The following is a 12,456-nucleotide window of genomic DNA, read 5'->3' as shown; positions in this document are numbered from 1 at the left end:
TCCCGTTACCGATCCGGCTGGTCAGGCGTACTCGACGGGGACGAACCCGAGTTCGGCCGAAAGCTCGATCTCCAGCACCGCGCCGTCGTCGCCGAAGCTCGCCTCGACCACCCGGGCACCCGGTCCGTCCGTGGCGCGGACGAACCTGCGCCCGGCCGGCGGCCGGACGGTGACCGTCGCCCGCTCCGCCGGAGCTGGCTGCTCGACGCCGTAGTTGTGCAACGCGACCAGGACGCGCGAGCTGTCGCTCTGGTCGTACGCGCTGAGCCAGACGTTGGTGCGGGCGGTGGCGGACAGCGACTGCCGGTCGCCCAGCAGCCCGCGGACGAGGCTGGTGAACAGCGCGCGGTTGGCCGCCGCACCGGCGCGTTCGAGCACGAAGGCGCTGTAGACGGCGCTGCCCTGGCCGAGGTCGTTGCGGGTGAGCACCGCGTGCTCGGTCTCGGTCCACGGTGGCGCCGAGTGGATGGCCGACCAGGACTTGTCGTTGACGCTGCCCCAGCGCGGGTTGCCGTACGGCAGGGTCAGGTGGGCGAGCCGGGTGCCGGAGGTGGCGGTCACCCGCGGCGCCGTGCAGAGGGGCTTCGGCTCGTACCGCGCGCTCCACTGGTCGTTGAACGGCTGACTGACGACAGTCTGCGGCGCGACCGCCCGGCGGATCTCGTCGTCGTCCGGCGTCAGGAACGCGACCCGGCCGTCCTCCTCGCCGGCCAGGGACGCCCCGAACACGTCGGCGAGCAGGAAGTCGTCGTGGCGGACCCCGTCGACGCCGACCACGGACGTGTAGCCGCTGGCGTACAGCCGCCCACCGGCGGTGACGTAGTCGCGGAACGCGTCGACCTCGCGCCGGGTCATCCGGGACACGTCCGGCAGGATCACCACGCGGTAGTCGGCCAGCCGGTCGAGGTCCTGCTCGGTGATGACGCCGAACGCGATGTGCGCCTCGGTCAGCGCCTGCGCGGCGCCGCGGGCGGCCGTCACGTGCGGGAACGGGGTGCCGCCGAGCCGCGACGGCGGGCCGGCCGGGATGCCGTTGTCGGCGAAGTCCACAAACGAGTTGTCGGAGAAGTAGATGGCGACGTCCTCCACCGGCCGGCCGCCCATGTAGGGCTCGTACGGCTGGATGGCGGTGAACGCCTCCCGGATGGTGGCGAAGTTGCCGGGCAGTTCCGTGCCGGCCGGATCGATGCCGTCGATGACGATGAACGCCGAGCCGGCGGCCGTGGCCGCCAGCGCCTCCGTGCTGAGCTGTTCGGCCGTCTTGAGCGTGACGTGGTCGATCAGGTCCACGCCGACGCTGACCATCAGCTCGCCCGGCTGGCTCGCGCTCAGGTGCTGGGCCATCTTCGTCACGACCAGGTGCTCGAACCGGTCGCCGTACAGGTCCGCCGAGGTGTAGGTGTCCAGGCGGCCGGCGGCCAGCGGCTGCGCGCACCGCCAGCCGGACAGCGCGTTGGCGAGGTTGTGGGTGACCACGATCTCCGGTCGCAGCTCGTGCGCCCGATCGATGAGCACCTTGGTCCACTCACCGATCCACCGGCGACGCGCCTCCTGGAAGGTCGCCCAGGCCGGGTCCGTCCAGTCGACCACGCCCGGGACCTCGATACCTTCCTCGGCCCGCAGCCGCTCCCGGCACGCCGGGCAGGCACAGATGGCCAGGAAGAAGATCATGTCCAGCCAGATGCCGTCGAACTCGTACCCGGTGAGGATCTCCTCCATGATCGCCAGCTCGTACGCCCGGTAGTCCGGGTTGTTCGGGCAGCAGACGCCGTACCGGGTGTGGTCGTGCATGGGCCGGCCCGACTGCCGGTCGACCTGCGCCCACTCGGGGTGGGTCTCGGCGGCCCAGTTGTCGAAGGTGATGCTCTGGTACGCGGCGGTCGAGATGCCCCGGGAGCGCAGCGCGTCGTTGAGTTCGCGCAGCAGGTCGCGCCCGCCGAGGTTGCCGTGCATCCGGCCCACCCTGGTCGGGTAGGTGCACAGGCCGACGTGCGACTTGGCGTAGATCATCACCGCGTTGAGGCCGGCGTCCTCGCAGCGGGCGGCGAGCCGCTGCGGGTCGTAGTCGGCCAGGAACCCCGGGTCCCAGTCGGGGATGTGCATGTCGCGCAGCAGCCGATGGGTGTTCCGCTGGAAGATGTGCCGTTCAAGGGCCACCGATGACTCCCCTGCGCCTGAGTTGGATGGACCGGGTTCCTGCCGGCCATCGGTCAATTGACCCGATGACCTTGGCCTGGTCTCGGATGCTAGGCCGGCGTTTAGGGAGCGTCAAGGATCTTTTCTTACTTGTTAACGGGCCCCGCTCGACCCGTGTCCGGTCCCGTCCCGGTTGGCCCCGGTGTCCCGCTCCACCGCCCTGACCTGCTAAGAGTTCAGCGATCAGCCGAATCCGCGAGCTACACTCTCGACCACCGCGGCCCTGGGCGCCGCCAACGCTCGCGTGTATTGCACGTCCGATGATTCGGAAACAACAGCCCCCGGCACCGATTCATCGGACAACCCCCTACGATGTCGTCACGTCCCCCGGTCCGCGCGGGAAGCGGAGGTCCACAGCATGGCGGTCACCGACGAGGCGATCGAGAAGATCAAGGCGATGATTCTCTCCGGCGAGCTCAAGCCGGGCGACCGGCTGCCCGTGGAGAAGACGCTGGCGCAGCGGCTCGGCCTGTCCCGCAACTCGCTGCGCGAGGCGATCCGCGCGCTCAGCGTGCTACGCGTGCTGGAGACCCGGCAGGGTGCCGGCACCTTCGTGACCAGCCTCGCGCCCGGCCTGGTGCTGGAGGCGGTCAGCTTCATCGTCAACTTCCACGATCCGCACACCGCGATCGACTTCCTGGAGGTGCGGCGCGTCCTGGAGGCCGAGGCGGCCGCGCGGGCCGCCACCCGGATCGGCCCGGCCGAGATCGAGGAGCTGCGCGAACTCAACGGGCGGATCCGGGCGATCGCGAACGGCGCCGGCGACCCGGAGCGACTGATCAAAGTGGATCGGCAGTTCCACGCCCGGGTCGCCGCCGCCTGCGGCAACCTGGCGCTCGCCGCGCTCACCGACATGCTCGGCGGGCAGACCGCGCCGGCCCGCAGCCTCCGCCTCGTGGCGCACGCCAGCACGGCGGCCTCGGCCGTCGCCGAGCACGACGACATCATCGACGCGCTGGCCGCGGGCAACGCCGAGCGGGCCCGGCTCCGGGCCGCCGTGCACATCCTCAATCTCGAAGACTGGCTGATGCGGGAGGTCGAGCCCCCGAACGCGGCCCCGTCACGAGGCACGCCGCCCGGCACACCGCCCGCCGATGGCCCGCGGGTGGTGCAGCAGGCCGGGGCCCATCACGCGCCGTCCCCTAGAGATCCAGTCCCGTGAGCACCAGGACCCGTTCGTAGGTGTAGTCGGCCATGGCGTAGCGGACTCCCTCGCGGCCGACGCCGGAGGACTTGACGCCGCCGTAGGGCATCTGGTCGGCCCGGTAGGAGGGGACGTCACCGACGATCACGCCACCGACCTCGAGTTCGCGGTGGGCCCGGAAGGCCAACTGGATGTCGTGGGTGAACACGCCCGCCTGCAGGCCGTACCTCGAGTCGTTGATCAGGCGCAGGGCCTCGTCGGCACCGGCGACCCGGTGCAGGACCAGCACCGGCCCGAAGACCTCCGCGCACACCACCCTGGCGCGGGGCGGCACGTCCGCCAGCACCGTCGGGGCGTACGTCGCGCCGTCCCGGACGCCGCCGGTCAGGAGCCGGGCCCCGGCGGCCACGGCCTCCTCGACCCACTCGTGGACCCGCCCGGCCGCCGCCCGGTCGATCAGCGGGCCGACCTCGGTCCCTTCGTCGTACGGGTCACCGGTGCGCAGCGCCCCGACGGCGGCCACGAGCCGCGCCGTGAGGTCCTCGTACACCTCCGCGTCGGCGTACACCCGCTGGACGCTGACGCAGGACTGGCCGGCCTGGTAGGTGGCGTACGTGGCGATGCGCCCGGCGGCGAACTCCAGGTCGCCGGGGCGGCGGTAGTCGGCGCTGACGTACGCGGCGGCGTTGCCGCCCAGTTCCAGCACGACGTGCTTGTGCGGCACGGCGGCGGCGATGGCCCGGCCGACCGGCTCGGAGCCGGTGAACGACACGACGGGCAGCCGCTCGTCGGCCACCAGCGCGGGCAGCCGCTCGTCGGGGACGCAGACGACGCTCGCCAGCTCCGGGGGCAGCCCGACCTCGGCGGCGACCTCGGCGATGATCCCGCCGAGCGCCAGCGCCGACAGGGGCGTCCGGGGCGCCGGCTTGACCACGACCGGCGCGCCGACCGCGATCGCCGGCGCCACCTTGTGCGCGACCAGGTTCAGCGGGAAGTTGAACGGGGTGATGGCCAGCACGGGGCCCTTGGGAACCCGCCGCACGTAGGCCAGGCGGCCCTCGTCGTCCTTGCTGGCGTCCAGCCGCGTCACCTCGTCCGACCCGGCGCGCACGGCCTCCGCCGCGAACCGGAACACCGACACCGCGCGGGCCACCTCGGCACGGGCCCACCGCAGCGGCTTGCCGCTCTCGCCCGTGACCAGCCGGGCGAGCGGCTCGGCCCGCTCGCCGAGGGTACGGCTGATGTCGGCCAGCGCGTCCGCGCGCACGTGAACCGGCAGCGCCGCCGCCCGGTGGCGCACGCCGTGCGCCGCGGCGACCGCCCGCTCGGTCTGTTCCTCGGTGGCGTACGTCGTGCCGCCCACCGGCCGGTCGTCGTACGGGTGGGTCACCGGCAGCGGCACCGCACCGTGCGCCGGGCCGCCGGCGACCCACAGCGGCGTCGGTTCCGTCATGTCAGCGAGGACTCCAGACCGGCCGAGTCCCCGAACGGCACGCTCCAGGCGTCGTAGCCGTACACCTCGGACGGGTCCGTCCGCTCGCGCAGCCAGGTGTTCGACCGGGAGATCGCCTGAATCCGCGCCGTGCGTTGCTGGCGGACCGACTCGTACCAGGCGAACGCGGTCGCGAAGTTCTCCGGTCCGGCCTCGCCCAGGCAGCGGCTGAGCACCGCGGCGTCCTCCATCGAGGTGGCCGCGCCCTGGGCCATGAAGGGCGTCATCGGATGGGCGGCGTCGCCGAGGAGCGCCACCCGGCCGGTGCTCCAGCCGGGCAACGGGTCGCGGTCGTACAGCGCCCACTTGTTCACCCTGGGGCAGGCGGCCAGGACCGCCTGCACCTGCGGGTGGAAGCCCTCGAACTCCGCGCGCAACTCGTCCATGGACCCCTCGGCCGACCACGACTCGGTGGTCCACGTGTCGTCCGGGACCGACGTGGTGAAGTAGACCTCCGCTCCCCCGCTCACGTAATAGATCACGATGTGCCGGTCGGGCCCCCACCACTTGGTGGACGGGCCGACCTCGGGGGCCAGGCCACGGTCCGCCAGCAGGGCGCTGTCGAACACGGCCCGGTACGCGATCCGGCCGGTGAAGCTGGGTGGCGACGTGGTGAACAGGCTGCGCCGGACCACCGAGTGCACCCCGTCGGCGCCGATCACCGCGTCGAAGCTGCCCGCCGACCCATCGGCGAACCGGAGTTCGACGCGGTCGTCGAGCGGACAGATGCCGACCAGTTCCCGCCCCGGGTGGATCGCCTCCGGCGGCACGACCCGCAGCAGGGCCGCGTGCAGGTCGCCGCGGTGCGCCAGCAGGAACGGCGCGCCGTACCGCTGCTCGGCGGCGGCGCCCAGTTCCAGGTCGAACATCGGCTCGCCCGAGTCCCACGCCCGGTTCTGCAGCGTCGTCAGCGTCACCGAGGTCGGCTCCAGGTGCTCGCGCACCCCGATCGCGTTGAGGATGTTCACCGCGTTGGGCGCGAGCATGATGCCCGCCCCGATCCGGGCGAACCGGGGGGCCTGCTCGAAGACGTCGGCCCGGACTCCGATCCGGCGCAGGCACGCGGCCAGGCACAGCCCGCCGATGCCGGCCCCGACGATCGCGATGCGCGGTGCGTGGGAGGAGCGGTTGTCAGGCACCGGCGCCACCTCCCTTCGCGAACACCGCAACACCGGGTGGCGGCGATCCGATCAGCTCTGCGACCACGGGATCAACCTCCGCTCCAGCGCCAGCAGGCACCAGTTCGTCAGGATGCCGAACAGGGCGATGACGATCAGGCCGCCGAACATGGCGTTGATGTCCAGCACCTGCCACGCGTTCCAGATGTAGTAGCCGATGCCGGCCTGCGCCGAGACGAACTCGGCCGAGACCAGCACGATGAGCGCGTTGCCCACGCCCAGCCGCACGCCCGTCATGATCGACGGCAGCGCCGACGGGATGATGACGCGCAGGTACTCCACCCGCTTCGGTACCTGGAAGGCGGTCGCCACCTCCCGGTAGATGCGGTTGCTGTACTCGATCCCGCTCGCGGTGTTGATGCAGACCATGTAGAAGACGGCGAGCGCGACCACGACGATCTTGCTGGTGTCGCCGATCCCGAAGATGATGATCAGGATCGGGAAGATCGCGATCTTCGGGATCGGGAAGGTCGCCGAGATGATCGGCCGGAGCCCGAACCTGACCAGGTCCAGGATACCCATGGCGATGCCCGCCACCAGGCCGACGACCAGGCCGAGGGCGAACCCCGGAACCAACCGCTGGATCGAGATCCAACCGTTGTGCGCGACGGCCTCGGTCAGCGAGCCGTCCTTGATGCCCGCGCCCATGCCCCGGAAGACCTCGGAGGGCGGCGGTATGTACTCCCGGTCGAGCACCCCGACCCGGCTCAGCACTTCCCAGATGGCCAGGAAGAAGATGGGGGTGAACACGCCCATCACGATGCGCTTGGCCATCGTCCGGCGGCGCAGGGCGATGGCCGCCCGGACGACGTTCGGATCGACGGTGGGCTCGACGCCCGCGGGCGCGGTCTTGATCTCGGTCACTGCGCTGCTCATCTCGTTCCCTTGTCTACAGAGCGTCGCCGACTTCTTGGGCCAGATCCGCCCACAGGTCGCGCGCCAGCGGCGCGAACCCGGGGTGCGCGCGCAGCGCCACCGGATCCGCGCCGTCCGCGCCGTCGAGGTGGATGTCGGTCCGCCGCTCCGACTTGATCCGGCCGGGGCGCGCGCTCATCACGACGATCCGGTCGGCGAGGGTGATCGCCTCCTCGATGTCGTGCGTGACGTAGACAACCGTGGACTCGGTGCGGCGCCACAGCGCCTGCAACTCGGCCTGCATGACCAGGCGCGTCTGCGCGTCGAGCGCCGCGAGCGGCTCGTCCATCAGCAGGACCCGCGGCTCGCAGGCCAACGCGCGGGCGATGGCGGCGCGCTGCTTCATGCCGCCGGACAGCTCGTGCGGGTAGGCGGACCGGAAGGCGGCCAGCCCGACCAGTGCCGAGTAGCGGTCGATCCGCTCCTTCCGCTCGGCGGCGTCGAGCCTGAGCCCGGACAGTCCCAGGCCGATGTTCTGGGCCACCGTCATCCACGGCAGGGTGGAATCCTGCTGGAAGACCGTGGCCGCGTTGAGCCGGCCGTGCTCCTGCCGCGCCTGCGCCCACGTCACCGTGCCGCGGTACTGGGTGTCCAGGCCGCCGAGGATCCGCAGCAGGGTGCTCTTCCCGCAGCCGCTAGGCCCCAGGATGGCGAGCACCTCCTTGCGGCGGATGCGCAGGGACACGTCCACCATCGCCGGCACCGGGACGTTGTTCTTGGGCAGGAACACCTTCGAGATCCGGTCGACCGCGACGGCGACCTCCGCCTCGGGTGGGCGGCGCCCGGCACCGTTGCCGGGCACCGCCGTCTCGTGTGCCGTGGTCACTGCGCCCCGATCCCCAGCTCCTTGCGGGCGGCCGCCGCGAACGAGTCGTCCACCGCCGAGGCGATGTCGACCTTCTTCTTCATGACGCCCTGGGCCAGCAGGAACTCCTGGAAGTCCGCCATGTAGGAGATGTCGAGCGGGGCCTGCGGGGCGATGCCCGGCGGATCCGACTGCGCGATCACGTCCGCCGGCAGGTCGGAGTACTTGGCGATGATGTCGATGACCTTCTCGCGGTCGGTACCCTTGGCGCCGAGCGCGTCGTTCATCACCTGCGCCCCGTGCAGGAACGCCGTCATGAAGCCCTCGGCCACCTGGCGGTCGCCGGAGGCGAATGCCTTGCTGTAGGTGACCGGCACCTGGGTACCGCTGCTGATCACGCCGTCCAGGTGCGAGATCATCACGCCCGTCTTGGCGTTGAGGATCTGCGACATGAACGGTTCCAGGACGATGCCCGCGTCGATCGCACCGCTCTTGAGGGCGGCCGCCATGCTCCCGAACGGCAGGACCACCAGGTCCACCTGGGAGTTGTCGATCCCGTAGCTCTTCATCAGCTCGCCCACCATGAACTCCGTCGAGGTGGACTTGCCGGTGATGGCGACCTTCTTGCCCTTCAGCGCCTGCCCGAGGGCCTTCGGGTCGTCCAGCGCGACCCCGTCGAGGATCCGCGGGCTGGCCAGGAAGCCCTCGCCGAAGCGCCGCGGGCCCTGCTGGCTCTGCCGGTCCGCGACGAACTTGAACTTGTCGGAGCCGTCGATGGCGTTCAGCAGGCCCGCGGACACGGCCACCGCGGCGACGTCCAGGCTGCCGCCCACCATCGCCGCCAGGATCTGGGTGCCCGACTCGAACCGGGTCCGCTCGACCTTGATGCCGGCGTCCTTGAAGTACCCGAGTTCCTCGGCGAGGTACAGCGGGCCGTCGGTCATGCCGCCGACCGAGCCGTACCGCACGGTGGTGAGGCCGCCGGAGTCCTTACCGGAGCCGTCGCCCCCGCCGCAGGCGGCGAGCACGAGCGCCAGGGCGACCCCGGACACCCCGATGAGGGCGCTTCTTCTTCGCATGGTGTGCCTTTCCAGACGATTCATTGGTTCCAGACCTCGAACATGCGCCGTTCGTGCTGCTCCCGGTGGAGCGCGACCCGGGCCCGCCAGGGCGTGGTCACCGCGCGTCGGTGGTTCGGCTCGGCCAGCACGGCCGGGCTCTCCAGGTAGTGCAGGGCGAGGAATCGCGGACCGGTGCCGGCGACCAGCTCGTACCGGCGGATCGCCAGCCAGCCCGGCACGTCGAGCAGCAGCGGGATGTGCTCCTCGTCGTACCAGGCGTGGAAGTCACGCAGCGTGTCGGCGGCGGGCGTCCACCACACGGCGAGCAGGTATCCGGTCTCCGGGAGGTCCCGGCGGTACCGCTGCTCGATCGCCAGTTCGGCGTACTGCCGGGTCTCCAGGCGGGCCAGGGCCGCCCGCATCTCGACCTCCCGCTCGGGCAGCGTCCCGGGCGGCTCCGGCAGGACGCCCTCGCCGGTCACCCCGTACACCGCCAGCCAGCCGGTGTCGTTTCCGGCCTCGCGGTAGCGCCGGGCGCTCGCCACGCCGTCCAGCACGCGCCGGCGCGGCATGACCTGCCGGTCGTACCACTCGTTGAACGCACCGACCCGTCCCTCCGGCGGGGCGGTCAGCTCCACGATCAGCCGGTGGGATCCCGGGACCCGGGCGCCGTCACTCATCACCGTGGCCTCCTATCAACGCTGCGAGATCGCCGAGTTCCAACCAGCCGCGCGGCGTGACCGAGCTTCGGTTGCGGATGACCCGTACCCGCTCGCCGTCCGGGTCCCCCAGGCTGGTCACGGCCAGTGCCGCGCCCTCGAACGCCTCGCCGTCGGCGGCGTCGTCGCCCGCGGTGACGAGGCAGCGCAGGCCGGCCGCCAGCGCGGCCCGCAGGCCGTTCGGGGTGTCCTCGATGACCAGGACGTCGGCCGGGTCCACGGCGAGGTCGCGCACCGCGAGTTGGTAGATGTCGGGTGCCGGCTTCTTGCGCGGTACGACATCGCCGGCGTAGACCTTGAAGTGCCGGACGTTGTCCGATCCGACGACCGATTCCAGCACCGCCCGCACCGACGCCTCGGCGGACGTCGAGGCGACCGCCAGCGTCCACCCGGCCCGCACGGCGTCGCTGACGATCCGGTATACGCCGGGCCGCGCGGGGATCTGCCGGGCCAGGACGAGCTGCCGGAACAGCTCGGACTTGCGCCGGTGCCAAGCCGCGACGACGGTGCGCTGGCCCTCGTCGTCCGCCGGCAGGCCGGCCTCGGCGACGAACTGCGGCGTGAACACGGAGCGCAGCCGCTCCTTGCCGCCGCCGATGCGCAGCAACTCCCGGTACGTCTGCCGGGACCACCGCAGCGGGACGCCGAACTCCGCGAACGTCGCGTTGAACGCCGGCAGGTGGCCGTCGAACTCGGTGTCCGCCAGGACCCCGTCGCAGTCGAAGATCAGCACGCGCGGCGCGCCTGTCGCGGTCATCGCGGCCCCCGTCCGGTGAGCCGGCTCGCGCTCGCCGAGCGGCACCGGGCCGGCCGCCCGGGGCGGTGGGTATCGGGGCGGCGAACACCCCCGCCGGCGGGTCTCCGGCCAACGCATTCGCGCAGGTTCATGCGCTCGAAACTACCGAAGGCGAACGCTTGGCAGATCGGGAAAACCACCCCACTCGAATGGGGAATCTCCCTACCCGGCCGGGCACCGCGACACGCCGATCACCGCGCATAACACGTGGAATAAGACATTCAGTTCCGGTCGGCAAACCATGCGCCGGACATCGACGCGGGCCCGGCTCCCGAAAGGGGAGCCGGGCCGAGATCAGCATTGTTGCGAACACATCGTGGACCGGCCGGCCCGAAATGCGATACCGGCACCCCGACCGGGCCCCGACGCGTCAGGCCGCCCCGGCTGGGAGCACCCGCACCGGCCGGGTCGGAGGCGGCGTGTTGCGGCTACGGTCCAGGCGGAGGACACCGTCGGTCACCACGCACGCCACCGCCGGCACGTCGCCGAGCCGCAGCGCACCGAACGCGTCCGGGGCCGAACTGCCCAGGGGACTGTCGAGGACGACCAGGTCAGCCACCTCGCCCACCGCCAGCCGGCCACCATCGACACCGTAGGTCCGGGTGACGTTTCCGGTCGCCGCGGTGACCGCCTGCTCGGCGGTCAGCGGGCCGAGCGACACCATTTCCGCGATCATCCGCAGCATGCCGAGCGGAATGACACCGGTCCCGGTCGGCGTGTCCGTCGCGATGAGCAGCCGCTCCAAATCCCCCCGGGCCAGGGCCCGTTCCGCGATGTCAATAGCGGAGCGGAGGTTCCCGGCGTGTACCAGCTGAAGCGCGATGCCGGCGCCCTCGTCGACAATGGCCCGGTTCTCCTCGGCGGATAGCGCGGTGGGGCCGCCGTTGACGTGACCGGCGACATGCGGGCGCATTTCCAGCAGCACCTCTGCGCTGATCTTGGCCTGGCTGCCGGGTATCGATCCGCCCCCGCTGTGGCACATGACGGTCAGCCCCGCCGCCTTCGCGTTTCGCACCACCGGTACGTAATCCCTGGCGGTGGGAAAAGCCCCGAAGCCCGCCTTGGCCATGCGTACGCCCTGGGCCGCCAGCTCCCGGAAGTCCTCGGCCGTCAGGTCGGGCTCCAGGATGACCGATCCGCCGTGCACGGCCATACCGCCCGGCCGGTAGTGCGCGTAGCAACGCGCCGCGGCGATCGCCAGCGACATCACCCCGACCCGGTCGGTCGGACGCCCCGGCACGTGCACCTCGCTGGCCGACAGCACCCGCGTCGTGCCGCCATGCACGTAGCTGTCGAGGAAGTCGAGGGTGCGCTGGCGGGGCGTGTAGTCGCCGAACGTCGTGTGGACGTGGCTGTCGACGAGGCCGGGAACGACCGTGGCCCCCGCCACGTCGACGGTCGACTCGTGCTCCCCCGCGGCGACCGCGGACGAGTCGCCGATCCAGGCGATCCGGCCGCCCTCACACACGATCGCGTCGCCCGGCAGCCGGCCGCCCGACCCCGACCCGTCGTGCGAGGCCCCGATGTTCACCAGTGCGAGCGTCACCCCGCCATCGCCTCCAACGCCTCGTCCCGGCCGAGGCCGCCGACCCGGTGGTGCACCCGGCCGCCGGTCGCGACCGCGACGCAGATGAGCAGCTCGTCGGGGCGCGGCCCGTCCGGTACGAGGACGCCCACCGCGTCGTAGTGCGACCTGACGTACACCTCGTCCTTGAACGCGAGCGGGATGTCGATCGGCGTGCCGGGGGCGGCGGTCTTGGTGACGGAGGAGATCCAGGCCCGTCCGCCGCCGACGGCGGCGCGCAGCGCGTCGCCGAACACCGTCGTGACACAGGCCACCACGTGCTCCTGCTCGCCGTTGACGCCGGCGATGCCGCCCTTGCCGTAGCTCTCGACCGCGCGGCCGCCCAGCAGCGCCGCCGCGCGGCGGCCCAGGTCGGCGCCGAGCCGGGCGCTGGGCGCGGTGAGCCCGGAAAGGTCCGCCACCCAGCGGCCGGCGAACGGGTTCCGGATGATCACCCCCGCCCACGCCTTCACCAACGGCAGCTCGGCGCGGGCACCGCCCTCGTGCCAGATCTCCTCGACCCCGCCGTGCCAGGAGCGCACCTCGTATGCGCCGTCGACGGTTTCTGCCACAACCAGCTCCTCTC

At 71.8% G+C, this 12,456-nt stretch carries 11 protein-coding genes; 1 reads left to right on the top strand and 10 read right to left on the bottom strand.

The genetic code is table 11. From position 1 onward, the window contains the following. Positions 1 to 21 precede the first annotated feature (21 nt). Complete coding sequence (locus KJS59_RS25745) at positions 22 to 2,157, bottom strand: alpha-amylase family protein (RefSeq protein WP_213455593.1); 2,136 nt, start codon at positions 2,155 to 2,157, stop codon at positions 22 to 24. Between the two features lie 397 nt (positions 2,158 to 2,554). Here KJS59_RS25745 and KJS59_RS25740 point away from each other — a divergent pair, with 397 nt between their 5' ends. Next, positions 2,555 to 3,358, top strand: coding sequence for a FadR/GntR family transcriptional regulator (locus KJS59_RS25740; protein ID WP_213455591.1), 804 nt, complete (start codon positions 2,555 to 2,557; stop codon positions 3,356 to 3,358). On the opposite strand, the gene KJS59_RS25735 is transcribed toward KJS59_RS25740, so the two are convergent. From KJS59_RS25735 to KJS59_RS25695, 9 genes are all read right to left on the bottom strand, one after another. Then, complete coding sequence (locus KJS59_RS25735; protein ID WP_213455589.1) at positions 3,339 to 4,793, bottom strand: aldehyde dehydrogenase family protein; 1,455 nt, start codon at positions 4,791 to 4,793, stop codon at positions 3,339 to 3,341. The two genes, KJS59_RS25740 and KJS59_RS25735, sit on opposite strands and share 20 nt — an antisense overlap. Beyond that, complete coding sequence (locus KJS59_RS25730) at positions 4,790 to 5,971, bottom strand: FAD-dependent monooxygenase (protein ID WP_213455587.1); 1,182 nt, start codon at positions 5,969 to 5,971, stop codon at positions 4,790 to 4,792. The genes KJS59_RS25735 and KJS59_RS25730 overlap by 4 nt, the downstream gene beginning before the upstream one ends. A gap of 51 nt (positions 5,972 to 6,022) precedes the next feature. Then, positions 6,023 to 6,886 carry an ABC transporter permease gene (locus KJS59_RS25725; RefSeq protein ID WP_213455585.1) on the bottom strand — a complete coding sequence of 288 codons (864 nt, stop codon included), beginning with the start codon at positions 6,884 to 6,886 and terminating at the stop codon, positions 6,023 to 6,025. A gap of 13 nt (positions 6,887 to 6,899) precedes the next feature. Continuing rightward, entirely contained in the window at positions 6,900 to 7,751 is an 852-nt protein-coding gene (locus KJS59_RS25720; protein ID WP_213455583.1) for an ABC transporter ATP-binding protein, read from the bottom strand. Continuing rightward, on the bottom strand, positions 7,748 to 8,809 hold the full coding sequence (locus KJS59_RS25715; RefSeq protein ID WP_213455581.1) for an ABC transporter substrate-binding protein: 1,062 nt from the start codon (positions 8,807 to 8,809) through the stop codon (positions 7,748 to 7,750). The genes KJS59_RS25720 and KJS59_RS25715 overlap by 4 nt, the downstream gene beginning before the upstream one ends. A 20-nt stretch (positions 8,810 to 8,829) precedes the next feature. Further along, the gene (locus KJS59_RS25710) at positions 8,830 to 9,471 is read right to left on the bottom strand and encodes a DUF4286 family protein (protein ID WP_213455579.1); all 642 of its coding nucleotides are present in this window, start codon (positions 9,469 to 9,471) and stop codon (positions 8,830 to 8,832) included. Continuing rightward, a complete protein-coding gene (locus KJS59_RS25705; protein WP_213455577.1) occupies positions 9,464 to 10,267 on the bottom strand; it encodes an HAD-IA family hydrolase in 804 nt (267 codons plus the stop codon). The genes KJS59_RS25710 and KJS59_RS25705 overlap by 8 nt, the downstream gene beginning before the upstream one ends. 409 nt (positions 10,268 to 10,676) lie before the next feature. Further along, positions 10,677 to 11,852: an amidohydrolase family protein gene (locus tag KJS59_RS25700; protein ID WP_213455575.1), complete on the bottom strand. Its 1,176-nt coding sequence runs from the start codon at positions 11,850 to 11,852 to the stop codon at positions 10,677 to 10,679. Next, a complete protein-coding gene (locus KJS59_RS25695; protein WP_213455573.1) occupies positions 11,849 to 12,442 on the bottom strand; it encodes an amino acid synthesis family protein in 594 nt (197 codons plus the stop codon). Before KJS59_RS25695 ends, KJS59_RS25700 begins: the two co-directional genes overlap by 4 nt. Positions 12,443 to 12,456: the final 14 nt, after the last annotated feature.

The sequence above is a fragment of the Rhizomonospora bruguierae genome (genome assembly GCF_018397995.1).
Lineage (GTDB): Bacteria > Actinomycetota > Actinomycetes > Mycobacteriales > Micromonosporaceae > Rhizomonospora > Rhizomonospora bruguierae.
This window is presented reverse-complemented; position numbering and strand designations above follow the sequence as displayed.